Annotated in this window: 23 protein-coding genes; 8 read left to right on the top strand and 15 right to left on the bottom strand. The window is 62.5% G+C overall.

What is annotated here, in order from left to right:
• Both PSEMO_RS12460 and PSEMO_RS12465 read right to left on the bottom strand, forming a co-directional pair.
• Window positions 1-1341, bottom strand: a complete 1341-nt coding sequence (locus tag PSEMO_RS12460) for a diguanylate cyclase (protein ID WP_178391992.1) — start codon at window positions 1339-1341, stop codon at window positions 1-3.
• A gap of 195 nt (window positions 1342-1536) precedes the next feature.
• Entirely contained in the window at window positions 1537-2598 is a 1062-nt protein-coding gene (locus PSEMO_RS12465; protein ID WP_081430244.1) for an MBL fold metallo-hydrolase, read from the bottom strand.
• Between the two features lie 183 nt (window positions 2599-2781).
• Between PSEMO_RS12465 and alkB the strand changes: the two genes are divergently transcribed.
• Complete coding sequence (gene alkB, locus PSEMO_RS12470) at window positions 2782-3429, top strand: DNA oxidative demethylase AlkB (protein WP_075803370.1); 648 nt, start codon at window positions 2782-2784, stop codon at window positions 3427-3429.
• A gap of 35 nt (window positions 3430-3464) precedes the next feature.
• Here the strand turns inward: alkB and PSEMO_RS12475 are convergent, their stop codons facing one another.
• Window positions 3465-3671 (bottom strand): hypothetical protein, encoded by a 207-nt coding sequence (locus tag PSEMO_RS12475; RefSeq protein ID WP_086937223.1) that lies wholly within the window; start codon window positions 3669-3671, stop codon window positions 3465-3467.
• Between the two features lie 123 nt (window positions 3672-3794).
• Here PSEMO_RS12475 and PSEMO_RS12480 point away from each other — a divergent pair, with 123 nt between their 5' ends.
• Window positions 3795-4298, top strand: coding sequence for a GNAT family N-acetyltransferase (locus PSEMO_RS12480; protein ID WP_075803372.1), 504 nt, complete (start codon window positions 3795-3797; stop codon window positions 4296-4298).
• Window positions 4299-4301: 3 nt separating this feature from the next.
• Here the strand turns inward: PSEMO_RS12480 and PSEMO_RS12485 are convergent, their stop codons facing one another.
• Both PSEMO_RS12485 and PSEMO_RS12490 read right to left on the bottom strand, forming a co-directional pair.
• Window positions 4302-5270, bottom strand: coding sequence for a DNA-binding protein (locus PSEMO_RS12485; RefSeq protein ID WP_075803373.1), 969 nt, complete (start codon window positions 5268-5270; stop codon window positions 4302-4304).
• A 302-nt stretch (window positions 5271-5572) separates the two neighbouring features.
• On the bottom strand, window positions 5573-6133 hold the full coding sequence (locus PSEMO_RS12490; protein WP_075803374.1) for a hypothetical protein: 561 nt from the start codon (window positions 6131-6133) through the stop codon (window positions 5573-5575).
• Between the two features lie 99 nt (window positions 6134-6232).
• On the opposite strand from PSEMO_RS12490, the gene PSEMO_RS12495 reads away from it, so the two are divergent.
• A complete protein-coding gene (locus tag PSEMO_RS12495; RefSeq protein ID WP_075803375.1) occupies window positions 6233-7276 on the top strand; it encodes a hypothetical protein in 1044 nt (347 codons plus the stop codon).
• 73 nt (window positions 7277-7349) lie between these two features.
• On the opposite strand, the gene PSEMO_RS12500 is transcribed toward PSEMO_RS12495, so the two are convergent.
• From PSEMO_RS12500 to PSEMO_RS12520, 5 genes are all read right to left on the bottom strand, one after another.
• Complete coding sequence (locus tag PSEMO_RS12500) at window positions 7350-8672, bottom strand: c-type cytochrome (RefSeq protein ID WP_075803376.1); 1323 nt, start codon at window positions 8670-8672, stop codon at window positions 7350-7352.
• Window positions 8673-8683: 11 nt separating this feature from the next.
• Window positions 8684-10453, bottom strand: a complete 1770-nt coding sequence (locus PSEMO_RS12505) for a GMC family oxidoreductase (protein WP_075803377.1) — start codon at window positions 10451-10453, stop codon at window positions 8684-8686.
• Window positions 10454-10489: 36 nt separating this feature from the next.
• Window positions 10490-11209, bottom strand: coding sequence for a gluconate 2-dehydrogenase subunit 3 family protein (locus PSEMO_RS12510; RefSeq protein WP_075803378.1), 720 nt, complete (start codon window positions 11207-11209; stop codon window positions 10490-10492).
• 280 nt (window positions 11210-11489) lie between these two features.
• Window positions 11490-11639, bottom strand: a complete 150-nt coding sequence (locus PSEMO_RS33480) for a hypothetical protein (RefSeq protein ID WP_178391991.1) — start codon at window positions 11637-11639, stop codon at window positions 11490-11492.
• Window positions 11636-12739 carry an alkene reductase gene (locus tag PSEMO_RS12520; RefSeq protein ID WP_075803402.1) on the bottom strand — a complete coding sequence of 368 codons (1104 nt, stop codon included), beginning with the start codon at window positions 12737-12739 and terminating at the stop codon, window positions 11636-11638. The genes PSEMO_RS33480 and PSEMO_RS12520 overlap by 4 nt, the downstream gene beginning before the upstream one ends.
• A gap of 250 nt (window positions 12740-12989) precedes the next feature.
• Between PSEMO_RS12520 and PSEMO_RS12525 the strand changes: the two genes are divergently transcribed.
• Both PSEMO_RS12525 and PSEMO_RS12530 read left to right on the top strand, forming a co-directional pair.
• A complete protein-coding gene (locus PSEMO_RS12525) occupies window positions 12990-13982 on the top strand; it encodes an LLM class flavin-dependent oxidoreductase (protein WP_075803379.1) in 993 nt (330 codons plus the stop codon).
• A 125-nt stretch (window positions 13983-14107) separates the two neighbouring features.
• Window positions 14108-15022: a LysR family transcriptional regulator gene (locus tag PSEMO_RS12530; RefSeq protein WP_075803380.1), complete on the top strand. Its 915-nt coding sequence runs from the start codon at window positions 14108-14110 to the stop codon at window positions 15020-15022.
• 83 nt (window positions 15023-15105) lie between these two features.
• Here PSEMO_RS12530 and PSEMO_RS12535 read toward each other — a convergent pair whose 3' ends face one another.
• The 4 genes from PSEMO_RS12535 to PSEMO_RS12550 all read right to left on the bottom strand — a co-directional run bounded on the left by PSEMO_RS12535 (window position 15106) and on the right by PSEMO_RS12550 (window position 18899).
• Window positions 15106-15312, bottom strand: coding sequence for a PDZ domain-containing protein (locus PSEMO_RS12535; RefSeq protein ID WP_075803381.1), 207 nt, complete (start codon window positions 15310-15312; stop codon window positions 15106-15108).
• An 89-nt stretch (window positions 15313-15401) separates the two neighbouring features.
• On the bottom strand, window positions 15402-16748 hold the full coding sequence (locus tag PSEMO_RS12540; RefSeq protein WP_075803382.1) for an aspartate aminotransferase family protein: 1347 nt from the start codon (window positions 16746-16748) through the stop codon (window positions 15402-15404).
• Window positions 16745-17812, bottom strand: a complete 1068-nt coding sequence (locus tag PSEMO_RS12545) for a phosphotransferase (protein WP_075803383.1) — start codon at window positions 17810-17812, stop codon at window positions 16745-16747. The genes PSEMO_RS12540 and PSEMO_RS12545 overlap by 4 nt, the downstream gene beginning before the upstream one ends.
• A 55-nt stretch (window positions 17813-17867) precedes the next feature.
• Entirely contained in the window at window positions 17868-18899 is a 1032-nt protein-coding gene (locus PSEMO_RS12550) for a polyamine ABC transporter substrate-binding protein (RefSeq protein WP_075803384.1), read from the bottom strand.
• A gap of 208 nt (window positions 18900-19107) precedes the next feature.
• Between PSEMO_RS12550 and PSEMO_RS12555 the strand changes: the two genes are divergently transcribed.
• From PSEMO_RS12555 to PSEMO_RS12565, 3 genes are all read left to right on the top strand, one after another.
• Window positions 19108-19842 (top strand): SDR family NAD(P)-dependent oxidoreductase, encoded by a 735-nt coding sequence (locus PSEMO_RS12555; protein ID WP_075803385.1) that lies wholly within the window; start codon window positions 19108-19110, stop codon window positions 19840-19842.
• A 50-nt stretch (window positions 19843-19892) separates the two neighbouring features.
• A complete protein-coding gene (locus PSEMO_RS12560; RefSeq protein ID WP_075803386.1) occupies window positions 19893-20561 on the top strand; it encodes a GntR family transcriptional regulator in 669 nt (222 codons plus the stop codon).
• Window positions 20562-20807: 246 nt separating this feature from the next.
• Window positions 20808-21707, top strand: coding sequence for a sterol desaturase family protein (locus PSEMO_RS12565; protein ID WP_075803387.1), 900 nt, complete (start codon window positions 20808-20810; stop codon window positions 21705-21707).
• On the opposite strand, the gene PSEMO_RS12570 is transcribed toward PSEMO_RS12565, so the two are convergent.
• Entirely contained in the window at window positions 21684-22358 is a 675-nt protein-coding gene (locus PSEMO_RS12570; protein WP_075803388.1) for a helix-turn-helix domain-containing protein, read from the bottom strand. The two genes, PSEMO_RS12565 and PSEMO_RS12570, sit on opposite strands and share 24 nt — an antisense overlap.
• Window positions 22359-22368: the final 10 nt, after the last annotated feature.

Here is a 22368-nt window from a genome sequence, read left to right on the forward strand (position 1 = left end):
TCAACCGGCCACGGTGTCATAGGACACCACGCGATCCCGTCCACCCTGCTTGGCCTGGTACATCGCCTGGTCGGCCTGGCGCAGCAGGTGCTGGTAGTCCGGATGGCCGCTGTAGGTCGCCACGCCGATACTCACGCTGACCCGGTGCTTGCGCCCCTCGGTGAGGTTGAGCGGTTCCTCGCCGATCTTGCGCCGCAGTTTTTCCGCGACTTTCAACGCGTTGGCATTGTTGATATCCACCAGGATCATCAGGAACTCCTCGCCGCCCATGCGGAACACATAGTCCCCGGCACGGCTGTGGCTGCTGAGGATTTCCGCGGTCTGCTGGAGAACCAGGTCGCCGGCATCGTGGCCGAAGGTGTCGTTGATGGTCTTGAAGTGGTCGATATCCACCGACAGCACCGAGAAGCTCTGCCCGGTCTTCTGCGCGATGGTGATCTCGTTGCCGATCACCACCGGGAGGAATTTGCGATTGAGCATGCGAGTCAACACGTCGCGCCCGCTTTCCAGTTCATTGGCGCTGTTGAACAGGCTGTCGAGGTTGAACATCAGGCTCTTGGTCTGGTCGCGTATCTCCCGCAGCAGGCCCATGCGCGCCGCTTCGTCGCCCTTGGCGGCGAGGAATTGCGGGAGCAACTGGTCATCCATATGGCGGATGATCGCCAGGATCTGCTCGCTTTCCTTGGTGTTCTGGAAGGCGTAGGCGCCCTTGTGGCGGAACCACAGGCCGAAGTCAGACGCGGCCAGGCGCGGCAGGTTGACTCCGCTGGAGCCCATGGCCAGGTCGAACATCAGGCTGTTTTCCCAGTCGAGCAAGGCGCCGCGCTGGCGTTCGCGCTCGGTGGTGATGTTCTGCAGCACCGAAAACAGCCGATAGCCTTCCTCGTTGCGCGAGTTGCGGTCGTGGGAGCGGCTGTAGGCGTGGCTCATGATCTCCATGGCCAGGTCCATGGTCTCGCTGGACAGGCGCAGGATCTGCGCATGTTCCTCGGCGGCCCAACCCTGCTCGACGATCAGCTGGAACAGCTGCTTTTTCAGGTAGCGCGCACCGCTGAGGACCAGGTGCAGCGGTACGTCGATCCGCGCATGCACCTCGCCGACCTGCTTCTGCAGGGCGACCAGAGGCAGGAAGTCGTCGCCGGCGCCGGCCGCATAGACCTTCACCAGCCAGGCCTGCATCGAGCGGCCCAGGCGGCTTTTGACTTCGTCATGGGAGAGGATCAGCGAGGCGTTGGGGTCCGCCAGCATCTGTTCGTAGAAGCGTGCGGCAAGCATGACCTTGTGGGTCTCGACCAACTGCTTCAAGGCTTGAGTCAACGCAGGCGGGAACTGCGCGACCATGGAATGCCATTCCCTGGCTTGTACTTCTGGAGAAACGCTTGGCATGTCTGGCCTATTTTCAGTTCAGCAGAAAGCGTGACGCCCCTTCGGACCTGAAGGGGCGTTCAGTTGCTGGCGGGGCTTGCTGCACTCGCCAGGGGCGCATTCTATTGCACGTTGAACATGAAAGTCTTTGAACCAGGGGCGGATAGCGGATTAACGACCTTCATGCAGGCAGCAACGACGCGGGCCTGCCTTCGCTTCCCGCTGTTCCTCGGCGACCGATTCGCGCCACCAGCGCTTGCCAGGGTGTGGCGCGTACATGTCGAAGCGTTCGCCCATGCCCGGCGTGGTCACGCTCACGCCCTGCTCGGCGGCGTGCGCCAGCACGGTTTCAAACGGCTCGTACCAGGCGTGCATGGCCAGGTCGAAGGTACCGTTGTGGATCGGCAGCAGCCAGCGCCCGCCCAGGTCGACATGGGCCTGCACGGTTTGCCGGGGATGCATGTGCACGTAGGGCCAGTGTTCGTTCCAGGCACCGGTCTCCATCAAGGTCAGGTCGAACGGGCCAAAGCGCCGACCGATCTCGGCGAAGCCATCGAAGTAGCCGGTGTCGCCACTGAAGAACACCGTTATCTGCGGCGCTTCGATCACCCACGAGCACCACAGGGTGCGATTGCCGTCGCGCAGGCCGCGGCCGGAGAAATGCTGGGCCGGGGTGGCGGTCAGGCGCAGGCCGCCGGCCTCGGTGCCCTGCCACCAGTCGAACTGACGCACCTTGTGCGCCGGTACGCCCCAGGCCAGCAGGCGGTCGCCGACGCCCAGCGGGGTGACGAACACCTCCACCTTGGGCGCAAGGACCTTGATGGTGGCGCGGTCGAGATGGTCGTAGTGGTCGTGGGAGAGGATCACGCCACGAATCGCCGGCAGTTCGGCAAGGCTAATGGGCGGTGCATGGAACCGCTTGGGGCCGGCGAAGGTGAAGGGTGAAGCGCGCTTGGAAAACACCGGATCGGTCAGCCACCAGCCACCTTCGAGCTTGAACAGCAAGGTCGAGTGGCCGAGGCGGTAAAGGCTGCCATCGGTGGCCTGGTCCAGGTCCTGGCGGGTCACGGGCTGTACCGGCAGTGCGACCCGCGGCACGGTGGCGCGCGGTTTGTTGAACAGCAGGTTCCACAGCACTTTGGCGTTGGGCTCCGGCGAATTGGCCGGACGCGGGGTCAGGTTGTGAAAGCGTCCCTGCCGGGCCTGGGGCGATTGGGCATGCTCGGGTTTCAAGGGCGGAATCCTCCGGGGGCAAGGTTTCCAATCTACCCGGGCTACCGACGGATTCAAGTGAAGGAAGATTAACCGGCGGGGATCAGGCAAAGAGCCTGGAGAAACAGGCAAGTCACAATGGCGCTGAAGGTGCCAGCGACGAGGTCATCAACAGCGACACCCCAACCGGGGTAATATCCCCCCATGCAAATCGACCTGTTCACCCCTGCACCCTCCAGCGATCCCCAATGGCTTGGCCAGCAGGTGGCCCTGTTGCCCGGCTTCGCCCTGAGCCAGGTCGAACGCCTGCTCCCTGCCCTGCGCCAGATCGTCCTCGCCGCCCCCTTCCGCAACATGACCACCCCGGGGGGGCGGACCATCTCGGTACGCGTCACCAATTGCGGCGACCTTGGCTGGATCAGCGATCAGCGCGGCTACCGCTACAGCCCTGTCGATCCCCTCAGCGGCCAGCCCTGGCCTGCGCTGCCGGAGGTGTTCATCGACCTGGCCCGGTGCGCCGCGCAAGCCGCCGGCTTTGCCGATTTCACCCCGGACGCCTGCCTGATCAACAGCTACCTCCCCGGCAACCGCCTGACCCTGCACCAGGACCGCAACGAACGGGATTTCAGCCAACCAATCGTTTCGGTGTCCCTCGGCCTGCCGGCGATCTTCCTGCTCGGTGGCCATGAGCGCGCCGAGCGCACCCGGAAAGTCGGATTGCAGCATGGCGACGTGATGGTCTGGGGCGGTGAGGACCGCCTGCGGTTTCACGGCGTCCTGCCGCTGCAGGACGGTCGTCATCCCTTGCTCGGTGCGCGGCGCATCAACTTTACCCTGCGCAAGGCAGGGTGAGGCTGGGTCTTGATCGAGGCAGCGAGCCTGACGCACTACCTCCGCTCATCCGACAAAGGCGTCGGCTTATCCGGCTCCGGTACGATGCGCCCCTGCTCTGGCTCGTAGGGTTCACGCTTGATGTCCTGCTGCCGCTTGGGGTCACCGTTGACATTTGGATCGGTCACCGGGTCATGCTCGCGCTGCGGGTTGGCCAGTGGGTCTTTCCACAGTGGATCGTCATGGGGTTGCGGGGTGTTCATGCTGTCATCCTCCATTGTCGGGCCTGTTCATTCGAGAGAGGCCCCGCAGGTGAAGTGCCCGACAGCCGATCAACGGAGCAATCCTGCTAAGGTGTGCCCCACCGCCCGATTTGCGAGGTACCGATGCGCATCCGCCCTGCCCGCCCCGACGACGCCACCTTGCTTCCCGCCATCGAGCGTTCGGCAGCGCAGTCGTTCACGGTGATCGACTGCCTGGCGTGGCTGGCCAGGCATGACGTGCTGAGCCTCGAGCAGCACCTGGGCTTCATCGCCAGTGGTCTGCTCTGGGTAGCGGTGGATGGCGACGACCAGCCCTGCGGCTTTCTCTGTGCGAGCGCCCAAGGCGGTGATCTCTATATAGAGGAGCTGTCAGTGGCTCGGCCCCATCAAGGTCGGGGGCTGGGACGACAGTTATTGAAGCATGCAGAACACCGGGCACGCGCCTCCGGCTACAAAGCCTTGAGCCTGACCACCTTCGCCGCGGTGCCCTGGAACGCGCCCTTCTATGCCCGACTGGGCTTCCAGCGCCTGGAAGCCCGGCAAGCGAGCGCCTTCCTTCATGAACAACTGCGCCATGAACAGGCGCTCGGCCTCCCGGACCGTTGCGCCATGCGCAAGGTGCTGTAGCCGTTACTCCGCAGCCGGCTTCTGCTGTGCCGCCTGCAAGGTGGCAACGCTGGCTTCCAGCGCCTTGACCTGCTTGGTCAATTGCCGCCGTTCGCCATTGACCTGCTCCAGTTGCGCCGTCTGCGCCTGCATCTGCCGCTGCAGCTCCTCCCGCGCGCCCTGGGACTGGGCCAGGTTGGCGCTGAGGGTGCGGCCTTCGAGGACATGCTGCTCGCACTGATCCTTGAGCTGCTGGGATTCACGCTGGATATGCCGTGCCTCCACCAGCAGGCGCTCGTTGTCGCGGTTGAGCCGGGTGGTTTCGTCCTGTTTGACGATCAGGGTCTGCTGCAATTGGCGCAGCTCGACCTGGAGTTGCTGCACCTGTGCCTCGTGCCGGCGCTGATCCTGCTCGCGCTGCTCGCGACTGGCGGCACGGTAGTGCTCCAGGGCATCGCGGGCGTGCTGGTGCTTGTCTTCCAGCGAGGCGATCTGCTCGTCCTTGTCGGCCAGACGCACGTTCAGTTCGCCGACCGCCTGGCTCAGCGTGGCATTGCGCGTGTGTTCGCTCTGCAGGGTGCTGCGGGTGGTGGCCAGCTCGGCGGACTCGGCTGCCAGCGCCGCACCCTGGATCTGCAACTGCTGCTGCGCGGCGGCCAGGGCTTGCTGGCTTTCCTGGAATTGCGCTTTGAGCGCGGCGTTCTCCAGATCGAAGGACTTCTGTGCTTCGTCGATCTTCGTGTCGCTTTCTTCCTTCAACTGCTCGGCCAGTTGCCGGACCAGTCCGCTGATGGATTCGCTGAGGTCCGGCACGCTGGTGGTAACCGGCGGCTTCTGGATCTCCAGCTCTTTCAGATAGCGATGAATGGTGGTTTTCGAGCCGGTGTTTCCGAGTTCAATACGCACCGCGTCGATGCTCGGGTTGTCACCCCGGGCAAGGATCGCCTGACGGGCCTTGTGCACGACCGCCTTGTTGATACCACCACGCGCCATGTTGCTTTTTCCTGCAATTTCATAATGTGGTACGTATTCTGTATTTACATACCAAAATGGTCAATGGAAAAGCGTGAAATCGCTGAAATATAAGATTAAATAATCACGACTTATCAAATCTAAAGGCTGTTCTGGACGAATTAAAAGGCAAAAAAGGTGTACAGACGCCCTCACCCGGCCACAAAAGTGGTCAGGGGCGTGATGAGCAATCAGGGGGTATTGAGAGGGATGGCCCGGCAGCCATTGCGGTAGCCGGGCGAGGAGCCGTATCAGCCAGAGGGAGGGTCAACCGTGATAGCGGCTCAACGCACGCCCATCAGCGCTGTGCGCACGGGCAGGCCGGTGTAGCCTGGATGCTCCTTGAGGAAAACCCGCATGGCCTGTTTTTGTCGGTCGACGACACACAGGCCAATGCTCGGTCGTGGTACCGAGCAGGTGCCCAGCGCCAGAGCGCCGCAGTTCTTCAGCCCATAGCGCGCGGTCGGTACCGCCGGGTACGGACAACCATTCACCAATTCGCCCAGGTAATTGACCTTGCCCTGCTCTACGGTAAAGCGCAGCGGGTCGCCAAAAGCCCCCAACGCGCCGGCCCGAGAGCCGAGCCCACTGACCTCGTAGTCACCGGCGGGCAACCAGGCCGAGTAATAGCCCTTGGCAGCCCAGCCAAAGGACTTGCCAGTCCGCACGTCACGAAACTCCAGCCAGGTCCCGTATGGGCCGGTGTCGGCCAGCGCACCCGTCACAAGCCCGGCGTTATTTGCCGAATAGACCTTCGAGTCCAGCGCCATTTCTTCCGGCATCTGCGCGCAGCTGGCAATCAGCAGCACGGAACACAACATCAGTGCGCGATGCATCTTCAACATTCATGACCTCAAGCGGTGTCGGGTGGATGGCAGGGTTGATAGCTAATGGCTACTATACCCGCCTCCCGCACTCCCTGGCAGAAAGGATTCCAGCGCATCATGTCCACTCTTCTCCCCTTGCGTACGTTGCCAATGATGGTCGTGGCCTCGATGTTGCTGAGCGGCTGCAGCATCACGGGTAACTATCCCGAAGTTGCCGAGCCCGACGCGGCGAAACTTCGCTTCATCAGCAAAATGCAAAGCGCCACGCTCAACGTGTTCGATGCTCAACACTGCATGGGGCGCAATACCGGCCTGCTTAACAACGCACTCACCGCCAACACCAAGCGACGCGTTGGCATGGCCGTGCCCCCTCCCGATGATGCCAAGGCGTATATCGAGATCCGTATGACGCCGGGGCGCGAGCAGTACCTGGCCACCAACTCGCTGGGTTACGGTTCGGTCTGCGGTACAGGATTCAACCTGACACCACAGCCTGGCGCGGAATACGAGGTCACCTTCAACTGGTCCGGCAATCATTGTGTGACGACGCTTTCCAGCCTGAACAAGGTCAATGGCGAGGTTTCGAGATTCCCGTTGCCGGTGGTTCGCGACGGCCTGCCGAGCTGCGCAGGTAGCAATGCCATGTTCCCCGTGACACCCCAAGGCCAACCCGACACCCCGCAACGCACGGCGATGATCGACCAGATCATCGCCGACAGCCTGATCGACGCCATGCAGCCCAAACCCAGCGACAACAACCAGGTGCTACGCGCCTTGCTGGAGAAAGTGTCGGTCGACGAGCGCAAGAAACGGCTGGGTTTCACATTGCCGCAAGCCTATTGGGATGAGTACACGCGCAACCTCAAGCAAACCGCCGACGAGTCGACCGACCGCAAGGCGCGCATTCTGCAGCGCTACAAGGAGGAGTACCGTTCGCGCCTGAGCCAACTCGATACCGAGCACCTGCGCAAGCGTCTGCCGGAGGGTGACGATACCGATGCGAAGACTACGCTCAGTGACAACGCGGCCATGCTGGGCTACTACAACGAGCTGGCGAACGACATCCTCAAGCGGGACCTGAACATGCATATCGCGCGCATGGCCGATCTTGATCGCCGCTATGATGTGTGCGCTCGCTTCGCCAAGTGCTGGAAGAACTGAGGGTTTCAGGGCTTTCTTGACAATAAAAGACAGAAATCCCGAAAGGCCTGCAGCCGCCTTTCGGGATGCTCACTCAATGAGTGCGTGCGATCGAAGCCCGAATCTCGCGAACCTGCTCAGCCGTTACCACCGAGGCATTGTTCGACCAGCCCTGTCGCAGGAAGGTCGCCAGTTCCGCCACTTCGGCATCGTCCATGCGCTCGGCAAAGCCAGGCATCGGCAGCACCGACGGTGCTCGCTCGGTGGACGGCGTCGCGGCGCCGGCGAGGATCACGTGCAGCAACGCATCGGCGTTGGCCGCGTTGACCACCGAAGCCCCGTCCAGACGCGGGAACACGCGCTGTGCACCTTCGCCCGAGACGAAGTGGCAAGCACCGCAGTTGTCGATGTACAACCGCTCACCCAGGGTGAGGTCCTTTGCGGCGGTCAACTTGGCGGTGGTCGCAGCACTGCGTTCGGCCAACTGCTGGTACGCCGGGCCTTTCGCCGGTGTCAGCGACTTCAGGTAGGCCGCCATGGCCTGCAGGTCGGCGTCGCTCATGTGCGAGGTGCTGTTGGCGATCACGTCGGTCATCTCGCCAGCCACCGAGGCCTTGGCATTACGTCCGCTGCCCAGGTACTCGACCAGTTCTTCTTCGCTCCAGTGCGGCATGCCACGCAGGGCCGGCACGTTCCAGCCGTTGAGCTCGGTACCGGTAAGGTAGGTAGCTGCGGACTGGTCCAGGCCTTTTTCCTGCAGGGTCAGCGCACGCGGAGTGTGGCACGAGCCGCAGTGACCAAGGCCTTGCACCAGGTAGGCGCCGCGGCCGATCGGGGTGTCTGCGGCGCTGGCCACGACCGCTTCCGGGGCAGGCGAGAACAGCGCACGCCAGTAGGCCAGCGGCATGCGGATCGACAGCGGCCAGGGGATGTCGTTGGCCTTGTTCGGCTGTTCGACCTCCGCCACGCCCTGCATGAAGTACGCATAGAGCGCCTCGGTGTCTGCATCGCTGACCCTGGCATAGGACGGAAACGGCATCGCCGGGTACAGCGCGCTGCCATCGTGGCCGATGCCGCGACGTACCGCACGCTCGAACTCGCCGTAGGTCCAGTTGCCGATGCCGGTCTGCTTGTCCGGGGTGATGTTGGTCGAGTAGATAGTGCCGATTGGTGAGGCGATGCCCAGCCCGCCGGCGAACGGCTTGCCGCCGTCGTGGCTGGTGTGGCAGGCCACGCAGTCACCGGCACGGGCCAGATAGGCGCCCTTCTCGATCAATGCCGGGGTGATGGCCTGGGTCAGCCTGGCCTCGGCGTCGCCGGAGCGGTTGAGCAGGCTGGCGACGATCCACGCCAGCACCGCAGCCAACACAGCGAGACCCAGCACTACCGGGAGGATGGAACGGGATTTGTTTGTCATGCTCTCGCTCCTTACGCCTGCACCAGCGGGCCCGGGTTTTTCAGATACAGGTCCTTGATGGCCTGGGCCGCGAACAGGGTCAGTGCGCCGATCATCGAGGTCGGGTTGGCCTGGAAGTTCTGCGGGAAGGCGTTGCCGCCCGGCACGAACACGTTGTGCACGTCCCAGCTCTGCAGGTAGCGGTTGAGCGCGCTGGTTTCCGGCGAGTCACCCATGATCGCGCCGCCGACGTTGTGGGTGGACACGTACTTGGTGATGTCCCAGTGCGAATCCATGCCCAGGAAGCTTTCGCTGTAGCTGTCCGGGTTCAACTCCCTGGTGATGTCCAGGACGATCTTGCGCAGGTGCTGCTGGAGCTTGAGCTCGTTCTCCTTCCAGTCGAAGGTGATGCGCAGCAGCGGCTGGCCCCACGGGTCCTTGTAGGTGGGATCGAGGTCGACATAGTGGTCGCGGTACGACATGCAGCCGGTGGAGATGCTGATCTTCATCGAGTGGCCGTACCAGTCCTGCATGCCCTCCTTCCAGCCCTGGCCCCACTCCGGGGTGCCGGACGGCAACGCGGTGCCGATTGGCGTGCCGGTGGCTTGCGAGCTGTGGATCTTGGCGCCGCCGATAAAGCCCAGCGATGGGCCGTCGTAGTTGCCAGGCGAGACGTCGTTGAACATCTGCCCGGTGGCACCGGCCGTGGCGAACGGGTTGAAGTGCTTGTCCTTGAAGAACAGCGTGGCACCGCCGTTGCTGAGGAACGCGTAGTTACGGCCAATGGTGCCCTTGCGGGTGACCGGGTTGTACGGCTGGCCGATGCCCGACAACAACATCAGGCGCACATTGACGAACTGGAACGCCGCCAGCACGACGATCTTCGCCGGCTGGAACACTTCGTTGCCCTGGCCATCGATGTAGGTGATGCCTTTGGCGGTCTTGCCGTCCGCGTGCAGCTCGACGCGCAATACGTTGGCATTGACCCGGTAGTCGAAGTTGTCCATGCGCTTGAGCGCATCCATCACTGCGGTCTGCGGCGAGGCCTTCGAGTAGTTCAGGCACGGGTACTTGCTGCAGTAGCCGCAGTAGTTGCAGGGCGCGATCTGGTTGCCGTACGGGTTTTTCCAGGCCCGCGACACATTGGCCGACGGGTTGGGGAACGGGTGGTAGCCGAGCTTGCGCGCGGCATCGGCGAACAGCTTGTTGTTCAGCGTGTCTTCCAGCGCTGGCAACGGGTACGGGTTGGAGCGCGGGCCTTCGAACGGATCGCCGCCGACCAGGATCTGGCCGTTGAGGTTGCCGGTGTTGCCCGACAGGCCGCAGATCTTGTCGAACTTGTCCAGGTACGGCTCGATCTCGTCCCAGGTGAACGGGAAGTCGCCGATGGTCATGTCACTTTGCAGGACGCCCGGGGCATACGCCTGGTCGGCGTAGGTCTTGAGCTTGATGTCGGTCGGTGTCGGGCGGATCAGCACGCCGGTCCAGTGCAGGCCCGAACCACCCACGCCCGTGCCGGGCACGAAGGCGCCCCACTGGCGGGTCGGCAAGGCCGTGCCGTTGAGGTTATGGCGAACGGTGAGTGCGCCATCCTTTGGTGTGACCATGATCTTGTTGCGCACGCCGTAGGCGTATTGGTCGGCCGGCTTCGGATAGGCGAAATCGGCGTTGCTGCGGTCTTCACCGCGCTCGAAGGCGCGCACTTTCAAGCCTGCCTGGGCAAGCTCGATGCTCATCAGCGAGCCGGCCCAGCCCAGGCCGACGACGGCGACGTCGACTTCGTCATTGGTAATGTGTGGCATAAGAAACCTTGAATGCTGTAACGCGAAGCGAAAGGATCAACCGCGCTGGCCGGTCAGGCTGACCGGGCCGAGGGGGTACGGGACGTTGTGCTGGGCAACCCATTCCAGGTAGCTGGCCCGGGCACCGGGGAAGCCGATGGCGATCCACGCCTTCATGCCCTTGTTGCCACCGTAGATAGGGTCGGCGAGCCAGCCCTGGCGGGTGTGGTTGAGCAGTTCACCAAAGAACAGCCTGGCCTTGAGGACTTCCTCGCCATGCGCGGCGAAGTCGACCTGGCCGGCTTGCAGTTTCTTCAGCACGTCATCGCGCTTGCCCAGTTCGAGCAGGGCGAAGTGCTGGCCATGGGTGGCCTGGCACCAGCTTTCCAGTGCGGCAATGCCTTTGCGGTAGATCTGCTGCGGGGTATACGGCAGCTGATAGCCAAGCGTGGCCGGCGCATTCAGGTCGAACGGCCCTTCCAGATAGATCTCGCTGCCCAGGTCACCGGCCAGTTGCTGGTCGATGAAGATCGGCACGTTGGTCTCCAGTGCACCAGGGCCACGGCCATCCGCAGGGATCAGGCGATCGCAGGCGGCGAGGATGAAGGTCCATTCCGCCGGGGTGAAGAAGATCGGGGTGTAGCTGTCGAGGCTCGGCGCCGCCATTTCCGCCGCCATCGCGGCACTGAGGCCGTTGACGGTGATGCCCATCGCGGGCAAGGCGATCAGCGACGAAAGCAGGAACTTCCGTCGCGAAGTCGGTTTGGTTAACAACATGCAGGTCTACCTATGGCTAATCACTCAAACCCGTGAAATCCAGGGGACGGCAGGTTGTGCCCTGCTCTACTGCGACGGCTTGGAATGCATTGCAAGCACTCATCCGCGCATACGCATATCAGTTGTCGTACCTCACGGGAAAGGGAATGGTAGCAGCCTATCGATTAGGTAACAAATTATTTCATGGGTCGTGTCAAGGGTACGAGTGTCGCAGGGGCGTGATGTCCTTCAGGTTTCAGGCCCTGTCTGAAAACAGTTGTGGTAGACACTTCGCCGTTGGCTAGACCGGCAATTCCGTGGTGAGCTTGATCTTCTCCATGGGCACTTCGGTTTTCACGTTCTGCACCATGCTCAGGCTTTTCAGGTGGCTGATCTGAAAATCGAAACGGGCCGCATAGCGGCCCGTTATGGCAACGAATCGTCGGCTCACACGCTCATCGCGGGATAGTCGGTATAACCGACCGGACCGTTGGCATAGTCATACTCAGGGCGATGGGCGTTCAATTCAGCGCCGGATTGAAGACGCTCGGCAAGGTCCGGGTTGGCGATGTACATCCGGCCGAATGCAACCGCATCGATCAGCCCGCTGGCGATCAGCTTCTCTGCCTTTTCAGGGGTGTAGCCGCCGGCGGCGACGATGATGCCCGGGTAGATTGCCCGGATAGCCTGGCGGAACTCATTGCGCAGCGACTTGCCCCCCGCCCAATCCGGCTCGGAGATGTGCAGGTAAGCGAGCTTGCGCTTGGCCAATTCCCCTATCAGATAAAGAGCGGCCTCCTCCTGGTCTTCGCCGTTGTCCACGCCATTGAACGGCCCCAACGGGAAGATACGAATTGCCACACGGTCCGCGCTCCAGGCGGCGATGGCGGCATCGACAGCCTCGAGTACGATCCGGGCCCGATTTTCATCGCTGCCGCCATATTCGTCGGTACGGATGTTGGAGCCCGGCGAAAGGAACTGGTGCAGCAGGTAGCCATGAGCCGCATGCAACTCGATCAGATCGAAGCCTGCTTCTCCGGCATTCCGAGCCGCTTGTGCAAAGTCAGCGATGATCTGCTGAATTTCGTCGCGCGTGAGCTCTCGTGGTGTCGAAGTCTCGACTCGGACAACCTCACCCTTTTCATTGCGGATAGAGGTCCGTGTCTGCGCAGCAAGTGGTGAAGGTGCGACGGGCTGTTGATTTCCAGGCTGCAGCGAGCTGTGCGAGACCCGTCCGGTGTGCCACACCTGAACGGCGCTGTGACCACCGTGATCATGAATGCGCTTGTTGACCGATTGCCAACCACGAATTTGCTCCGGGGTATGAATGCCCGGCGCGCCAGAGTAGCCCTTGGCCTGGAACGAGATCTGGGTCGCCTCGCTGATGATCAGGCCTGCGCTGGCACGTTGGCCGTAGTACTCAGCCATCAGCGCCGTTGGGATATCACCTGGCTCGGTGCTGCGCAAACGGGTAAGCGGTGCCATGAAAACCCGATTTCGAAGGGTGAGCGGCCCAATCGCGAGAGGTTGAAAAAGCTGTTGCAGTGACATCGTGAAATCCCCGATCTGTGGGTGCCAATAAATTTCGAATGGGCACCTTACAGAAGCGATTCGGGAATGGGCCGCTACAGTCATGGGCTCATTAGTCCCCGCGTCGCTGACGATCTTGATCCTGAGGGTGGGGAGGTTTTGGTCAATTGTCGCCCCTCATAGGGGAAGCACATTCCCCTTTCCTGTCGATATCCTTCTCATATGTTGCACGCGCGACCAAATCGCCATTCCCTGATTCAAGGAGCATTTCATGACTGCATTATCCGTCCTCGACCTGGTCATGATCGGTCAGGACAAAACCTTTGCCACTGCTCTCGACGAGACCAGACGGCTGGCTCAATACGTCGAGCAGGAGGGCTACACCCGTTACTGGATCGCAGAGCATCATGACCTTCCCGGCATCGGCTCGGCGGCAACTGCGCTGATCATCAGCCAGATTGCTTCAGCCACCCAGACGCTGCGAGTGGGGGCTGGTGGCATCATGCTGCCGAACCACTCACCCCTGGCCATCGCCGAGCAGTTCGGCACGCTGGACACACTGTTCCCCGGGCGTATCGATCTTGGCCTGGGCCGGGCGGCCGGTAGCGCTGGGGCCGCAGTGCAGGCGCTTAGGCGTGGTGCACCCGAGCGTGACTTCGAGCAGGATGTTCTGGAGCTGACTGACTATTTACAGGACAACGGCCAGCGACCTGCTCGAGCGCTCTCCGAGCCACGCGCCGTACCGCTGTGGATTCTGGGATCAAGCCTGATGGGTGCAGACCTGGCGGCTCGCCTCGGCCTCCCCTACTCGTTCGCCTCGCACTTCGCCCCGCGTTATTTACATCAGGCTATCGCCCACTATCGCAAGCATTTCACGCCGTCCAGGTACCTGGCCAAGCCCTACGTGATGATAGGCGTCAACGTGTTTGCTGCGGACACCGACGAGGAAGCGAACTACCTGGCAAGCTCTCATCGCCGCTGGATGCTCGATCTGCACATGGGGCGTCCAGGCCTGCTGCAGAAACCCGTCGAAGGTTTCATGGAAGGCTTGTCAGCGCACGAGCGGGAAATCGTCAATGCGGTACTCGCGTGCACCGTGGCCGGCGAGAAGGCCGTCGTGGGGGATTGGATGCGAGCCCTTGTCCGGGAAACGGGTGCGGATGAGTTGGTGATCGATGCGCGGATCTACGATGTGCAAGCGCGCATGCGCTCTCACGGTTATGCCGCACAAGCGCTTGGTGAGGAACTGGAGATGAACCGATAAAAGTAGGGTCATCCAGATCCGAGCAGTGGATCGAGCAAATAGCTAAGATTCGCCAACAATCAGGGAACGGTATTCCCGCTTACAGTAATCGTCCACACCTACTCCGCTACGGCCCGGAACACCCTATGGAACCCAACCGCCTCGGTGACATCTCCGCTTTTCTTGCCTCGGCCAAAACCGGGAGTTTCACCGCAGCTGCAACGTCGCTGGGCCTGACGCGTTCGGCCGTCGGCAAAAGTATCGTGCGGCTCGAGTCTCGCATGGGCTTGCGTTTGCTCAACCGTACGACCCGCAAACTCAGCCTCACCGATGAAGGTGCGGTGGTCTACGATCGCTGGCGGCAAATCCTCGACGATCTGGAGGAAGTGGACGCGGCCATGGCTCAGCGCAAAAACCAGCCCACCGGGACTTTGCGCCTGACCGCACCACTGTCGTTTGGGCAACGACACATCCTGCCGGTGATCGACCACTTCCTGAAACAATGGCCGGCGCTGCGTGCAGATATCCTGTTCAATGACCGTTTCGTCGACCTGATCGAGGAAGGGATCGACGTCGCTATCCGGATCGGCGGCCTCAAGGATGACTCGCTGATCCTGTCGCGGACCATTGGCTGGCAGCAGTTCGTGACCTGTGCTTCACCGGCTTATCTTGAGCAGCGTGGGATACCTCTGGCGCCAAGGGACCTTGCCGAACACGACACGATTCTGGTTTCTGGTAGCCAGCGCCCTACTCCCTGGCGGTTTCAGACTGACGATGGTCTCTACCTCCATGAAGGTCCGGGGCGTTTGCACATCGACAGTTCAGAAGCGCTGCGGGAAGCGGCACTATCAGGCTTCGGGTTGATCCACCTGCCGACCTACATCACGGGTGAGGACTTGCGGGCAGGAAAGTTGGTAGAAGTGTTGCAGCCCTACCGTGCCGAGCCCGATCCGATTCGCCTGATCTATCCAAGCAAGCGCCATCTCTCGCCACGCACCCGAGCGTTCATTGATTTGTTGGTAGAGCGCTGGTCCGCCGGTGTTCCCTGGGTGTGTGATTGATCGTAACGCTTACAGATAGCTCAGTACTAAAACACAACGCGGACTATGTGAAACCGCTCCCACATAGTCCGCGTCATGTCCTCTCAACCGGCCGGAATCACCAGCGTCAACTCCTGCGCCTTGCGCGCCCGCCACACATTCACCTTCGCCGCATACCCCGCACGCATCTTGCCGCTGATCGCCATCACCTCGTCAGGCCCGGCCACCATCTGCCCGGAGATATCCAGGATCACATCCATCGGCTTGATCCCCGCCTTCGCCGCCGCGCTGCCTGGCGTAACCGCAACCACCCAGGCACCCCTCCCCTTTCAATAAACCGCAAGTGCCCTGTTTATCGGGCTTTGCGCGGAAAGCTAAAGCAAGCATAGGCGTTTTGCTACTACCTGTTTTCTGGCGCCTGAAAACCGCTGTGCAGATCCTCCAGGGCAACATCCACCGCCTGGATGAGCAGGTCCGCATGTTCCTGGGTAAAGGTCAGCAGTGGGCGGATCTTCAGGACGTTTTCCAGCGGGCCGGCAGCACTGATCAGCACGCCGTTCTCGCGCATGCTGTTGACCACCCTGCGCGCCTCCAGGGCTGCCGGCTGGCGGGTCGTGCGATCACTGACCAGTTCGACCCCGAGGAACATCCCGGCACCTCGCACATCGCCGATCAGTTCATGGCGCCCGGCTAGCCGGGACAGGCCCTCAAGCAAGTAACCGCCGATATCGTGGGAACGCTGTTGCAGATTGTCTCCCTGGATAACGTCGAGCACTGCCTTGCCCGCCGCACAGGACACCGGGTTGCCGCCATAGGTATTGAAGTAGCGCATGCTCCGGCCGAAGTGATCGACCACCTCGGAGCGCCCGACGATGCCGGCAATGGGCTGGCCGTTGCCCATGGGCTTGCCGAGGGTGACGATATCGGGGCGCACGTCGTGCCGCGAGAAGCCCCACATGTTCAGGCCGGTGCGGGCAAAGCCCGGCTGGACCTCGTCGGCGATGTACAGCAGGCCTTCTGCCTGGGCCACCTTGATGCCCTCGGCAATGCAACCGGCGGGCCCGGGTAGTACGCCGTCGCTGGAGAAGATACCGTCAAGCAGGATCGCCGCAGGCTTGATGCCATGCGCCTTCATGTCCTCGATCGCCGCCCGCACATCGGCGGCGAACACCGACGACACGTTCTCCGCGCCAAGTCGGTAGGCATCCGGGGGCCGGACGGTGCGCACATGCTCGGGCAAGACGATGCCAGCCCCAAGCGATGGCGAAAGCTCGGCGATATCCCCGGTGACGCCGTGATAGGCGAAGCGCGTGATGATCACCCCGGTACCGCCCGTGTACTGCCGGGCAATCCGCAGCGCCAGGTCATTGGCCTCGCTGCCGGTGCAGGTGAACATGACCCGGTCCAGGTCGCTGCTGAAGGTGTCCAGCAGTTGCTCGGCGTAATCGAGAATGCCTTCCTGCAGGTAGCGGGTGTGAGTATTCAACTGTTTGGACTGCTGGTACATCGCCTCCACCACCCGCGGATGGCAGTGCCCGATGGACGCCACATTGTTGTAGGCATCCAGGTAGCGCCGGCCCTGCTCATCGAAAAGCCAGACATCCTCGCCGCGCACGGTGTGCAGCGGACGCTCGTAGAACAGGCGGTAGGCCGGGCCGAGCAGGCGCTCGCGGCGCTCGATCAGGCGGCGCTCGGTATCCGAGAGCCGCGCTGCGTCATCTGAAGTGAAGCCATTGATCATGCTCATGCGTTCAGCTCCCGGGTGCAGGCTTCGGCAATCCGCTCCTGGATGTCCGATCGTGAAAGAGAGGCCATCGCCCTCAGGTTGGCCCAGGCGCGCTGGGAGTTGCGATGGATGTACTGGCGATTGTCCGGATGCAGTACTGCACGCCAGGAGTTGATGCACAGGGCCAGCGCCAGGCGCGTGGTCAGCAGCTCCGGCAGCAGTTCGATTTCGTCGTGGGTCAAGGGATTGAGCTGGTGATACGCGCCGATCACATCCAGCGCCGGCTCCAGCACATCGCCCTCCTGCCCAAGGTGGTAGGACGCCGCGACCGCCACTTCATTGACCAGCGGCGCCTGCACCATGTCGCCGAAGTCGAGGATATTGCGCAGCACATCGGGATTGTCGGCATCGACGATGATGTTGTGGGGGTTCATGTCGTTATGGATCACCTGCTTGCGCAATAGCGGCATCCTTGGCAGGACTTGCGACTCGAATCGCTCGAGCCCCTGCTCGACCAGATTGCGCCCGTCCTCCTCGGCGATATGGACCAGCAACGGCCGCAGGCGCTCGGCGTGCTGCATGTCCCAGAGCAGGGTATGACCGGCAGCCGGGTGCGCAAAGCCTTCGAGCGCCACGTCGAGACGAGCCAGGGCGCGCCCGATCTCCCGACGCAACGGCTGGCTGGTGTATTTCACGCGGTACAGGGGCAGGCCGTCGACGAAGGACAGCAAGCGGGCCAGCATCCGCTGCCCGTCGATCTCCACCCAGGTTGTGTAGGCCCCGCCTAGCGCCGGATGCACGCGCTGCACCGGCAAGCCCGGATCACGCACCTCGATCCGGCGCATGGCCTGGTTGTGGAAGTCCACGACCTGCGGGTTTTCCAGCGGATGGGAGAGTTTCAACAGCCGGGACGAACCGTCGGGCAGGATCACGCGGAAATTCAGGTCGCGCTCGCCACCCATCCTTTCGAGCTTGCCGCTTAAACCAAAGAACTGCCGGAGCACCGCCTCCGCCTGCAGGTCACTGACCTGGGCGGGTGCGACTTTCAGCAAGCTGTCGTCGATAGCTGAACGTTCATGCGGCATAAATCAGGTTCCTCAGACTCGCAATGAGCGCCCGCGACCCCGCGGGCGCCCGGTATCACTTGTTTACCCAGGCATTGAAGCGTTCTTCCAGGTCCTCACCATGGTCGATCCAGAACTCGGCATCGGTGGCGCGGGCGTTCTGCAGGTTTTCCGGGGCCGTCGGCAGTTTCTCGCCCACCGCCTTGTCGACCAGCCCCATCGCCTGCTTGTTGCTCGGCCCGTAGGGAATGGCTTCGACGAAGTTCTTCTGCTGCACCGGCTCGCTGGCGAAGGCGATAAAGGACTCGGCCAGCTCCTTTTTCTTGCTGCCCTTCACGATTGCCCAGTGGTCGAGATCATAGAGGCTGCCGTTCCACTGCATAGCGAAGGACTGGCCTTCTGTCTGCGCCGAGGTGACACGACCGTTGTACGCCGAGGTCATGACCACATCGCCGGCCGCCAGCCATTGCAGCGGCTGCGCCCCGGAGTCCCACCACTGTACGCTGGACTTGATCTCGTCGAGCTTCCTGAAGGCCCGCTGGATACCGGCTTCGGTGCCGAGCACCTTGTAGACGTCCTGGTTGGCGACACCGTCGGCCAGCAGGGCGAACTCCATGGTGAACTTGGCACCGCGACGCAGGCCACGCTTGCCCGGAAATTTCTTCACATCCCAGAAGTCGGCCCAGCCTTGCGGGACCGAGGCGACCTTTTTCGGGTCGTAGGTGAGCACGGTCGACCAGATGAAAATGCCGACCCCGCAATCACTCACGGCGGCCGGAATGAAATCCTCCTTTTTGCCGATCCGCGACCAGTCCAGGGGTTCGAACAGCCCTTCGCTGCAGCCGCGGATCAGTTCCGGCGATTCGACTTCCACCACATCCCAACTGGTCTTGCCGGTATCGGCCATGACTTTGATCTTGGCCATCTCGCCGTTGTAGTCATCGGCGGTGATGTTGGTGGCGGTTTTCGCGGTGAAGGGTTGGTAGAAGGCCTTTTCCTGGGCCTGGCGGTTGTTGCCGCCAAAGGACACCACGGTGAGTTTTTCTGCGGCGTTCAACGAGCCAGCGAGTGTTCCAAGTATCAGTACCGCTGCGATTTTCTTGTTCATGCGTCTCTCCAGGTGAGCCACGGTTAAGGGGCAGCTTCAAGGGATGGCAGTTTTCTTGTAGTGGCAGCAAACAGATCGAACGTGACGCTTCCTGTCGGCGGAAGTCGGTCAAACCCTCTGCGGGGTGGAGGCATTTAAACACATTAGAGATATGATGCATCATATTTCTCAGGCTATGCTCCTTCCACCAGATGAAAGGGATCGCACCATGACCGACCAACGTACCCTCCTCCTCACCGGCGCCAGCCGCGGTATTGGCCACGCCACGGTGAAACACTTCAATGCCGCCGGATGGCGTGTTTTCACTGCTTCCCGGCAGGACCTGGGCGAAGGCTGCCCGTGGTCCGAAGGGTTGGCGAACCACATTCACCTCGACCTGGGCAATATCGAAGAGGTGCAGGCGCGACTGCCGGAAATACGCGAGAAACTCGGCGGGCGCCTGGATGCGCTGGTGAACAATGCCGGGGTTTCCCCCAAGGGCCGGGATGGCGAGCGCCTCGGGGTGCTCGAGTCGGACTACGCCACCTGGCTCAACGTGTTCAACGTCAACCTGTTCTCCACGGCCCTGCTCGCCCGGGGGTTGTTCGAGGAGTTGAAGACGGCGAAGGGCTCGGTGATCAACGTCACCTCCATTGCCGGCTCCAAGGTCCACCCCTTCGCCGGCGTGGCCTATGCCTGTTCCAAGGCAGCGCTATCGGCGTTGACCCGGGAGATGGCCCATGATTTCGGCGCCCATGGCGTGCGGGTCAATGCCATCGCGCCAGGTGAGATCGATACCTCGATTCTCTCGGCCGGTACCGAGTTGATCGTCGAGCGCTCAATCCCGATGAAACGCATGGGCAAGCCGGAGGAAGTCGCCGCCCTGGTGCACTTTCTCTGTACCCAGGGCGCGTCGTACGTCAACGGCGCGGAGATTCATGTCAATGGTGGGCAACATGTCTGAGTTGATCGATAATCCCGCGCGGACGGAACCTCCGCGCACACGAGCACGCCATGAACTACCCCATCGACAACCTCAAGCACTCCTACCTGGGCAGCGGCATCTACGGCCTGTTGCGTGAAGCGCTGATTACCGGGCGCTTCCAGCCCAACGACCGGCTGCGCATCCGCGACCTGGCCGAGCAACTGGGCACCAGCGTCACGCCGGTGCGCGATGCCATCCTCCAGTTGGCCAAGGAACAGGCGCTGGTGCTGCAGACACCGCGGGATATCCGCGTGCCCATGCTCACCTCGCGGCAATACCTGGAGATCCGCAGCATCCGCCTGGCGCTGGAAGGCCTGGCGGCGGAGACGGCGGCGGCGCTGGTCACGCCGCAGCAGTTGGAACGCCTGGAGGCCTGCATCCGCAACAACCTGGCGGCGATCCAGGACAACAACCTCGCCGCCGCCCTCACCCACAACCATGAATTCCACTACGCATTGACGGAGATTGCCGCCATGCCGGTGCTGTCCGGGCTGCTGGATGGCTTGTGGATGCGTACCGGGCCGTTGATTGCCCGGGCCTACAGCAGCTTCAACGAGCGCATGGCGATCGACCATCACTGGGATGTGCTGGCTGCGCTGAAGAATGGGGATGGAGCGGCGGCTCGTGAGGCTATCTGCGCCGATATCCTCGATGGCAGCCAGAAGATGCTGGAGTATGTGCAGCTGGAGCATGACTGAAGCCTGCCCGCGAAAATGGTGTTGAATTAGCCATCGCAATCGCTGGCAACGCCAGCTCCCACAAGATCCGCGCCGGGCACGAATTCTGCGGTCGACTCAGGAACCTGTGGGAGCCGGCGTTGCCGGCGATGAGGCCATCAGCAACAACAGACTTCTGTTGCTTCCCTACCAGATGCGCTGTTTATACAAGCGCCCTCACCCGCCCCAGGCCGACACTCGTGGCTCCCGCTATCCAGGAGCCACGAAATGCGCGTTATCTACGCCCCGCTGTTTTTCTCCGCCTTCATCGGCACCGCCGTCCTGATCGTCGCCGCAGGCAATAGCTTTGCCTGGCTACTCCCCCTGTTGCTGGCAGCGATTGGTATCAGCACCTTCTGCGAATGGCGCTGGCCCTACCGCCACCTGTGGAATCACAGCCAGGGCGACCGCCTGCGGGACATCCTGCATGCCAGCGTCAACGAATCCCTCAACATCCTCAGCATCGCCGCCATTCCCCTCATCGCCCCCTGGCTCCCCACTCTCGGCATCTGGCCCGGGCACTGGCCGCTGGGTCTGCAATTGCTGCTGGCCATCCCCCTCGCCGACCTTGGCATCACCCTGGTCCACTACGCCAGTCACCGCTCGGCACTGCTCTGGCGCCTGCATGCGGTGCACCACAGCGTCACCCGCATGTACGGCTTCAACGGCCTGATGAAACACCCGCTGCACCAATTGCTGGAAGCACTGGGCGGCACCCTGCCCTTGCTGCTTTGCGGCTTGCCCCAGGACGTCACCGCGCTGCTGGCCTTCAGCATCGCCATCCAGTTGTTGTTGCAGCACAGCAACGTGGACATGCACATCGGCCCGCTGCGCCATGTCTTCGCCTGGGCACCGCTGCATCGCCTGCATCACCTGAAGTATGGCCGTCACGGCGATGTGAATTTCGCCCTGTTCTTTCCGGTCTGGGACCGCTTGTTAGGTACGGCGTTGTACCTGCCGGACTATGAACTGGCGGACGACGACCTGGGCATCGGTGACTGTCCGAATTACCCCGTGGACTATGCGGCGCAACTGCTCCAGCCGTTTCATGGCGCCCAGGCAACCCACCCGCCAGCCGTTGTGCCCGCCGGACTGCGCGATGCGCTAGCCGAGTACGCGAAGGTCTAGATGGCGCAGGTTGCGGTCGGCGCGGATGCCGAAGTGCTGGCGGATGCTACGCGACAGGTGGGCGGAGTCGGAAAAGCCTGCGGTCGCCGCAGCATCGGTCAGGCTGTAGCCGGACAGCGCCAGTTGCAGGGCGAAGCGCAGGCGCTGCCAGAGCACCAGGCGGCGCACGGAAAGGCCCAGTTCGCCGCTGAACAGGCGTTCCAGCTGGCTGAGGGATAGCGCGGCTGCGCTGGCGATCTCGGCGGCGGATAGCGCGTCGGCGTCGAGTTGACGGATGCGTTGCAGGGCCTTGGACAGGCGGGGTTGCAAGGGGCGGCGTGGCATTGCGGACAGTGCTGCGATCAGCTGTTCGCTATCCGGGTTCGTTTGCGCACAGAGCTGGCGTAATTCGGGCAGGTCGAAGGCCAGTGGCTCGGCGTACAGGGTCAGGGTGGGTTGGCCGGTCGCAATGATTGCGTGGGACTGGCCGGAGGCGATGGACAGCACCGGGCCACGCGCCGGGACGCCGTCGATCAGTGCCTCGACTTCGCCGGTGGAGGCGATCAGCAGTTGGTGCGGATAGTGGGCGTGGATTCCGGTCTCGCCTGCCTTGCCGGCGATCAGGCAGTAGTCGGTGGCCAGCCAGAGCTGACCTTGCCAGGGTTGGGGCATGGGGGCTCCG

Origin of the sequence: Pseudomonas putida (assembly GCF_001941965.1) — a bacterium.
Taxonomy (GTDB): Bacteria; Pseudomonadota; Gammaproteobacteria; order Pseudomonadales; family Pseudomonadaceae; genus Aquipseudomonas; species Aquipseudomonas putida_L.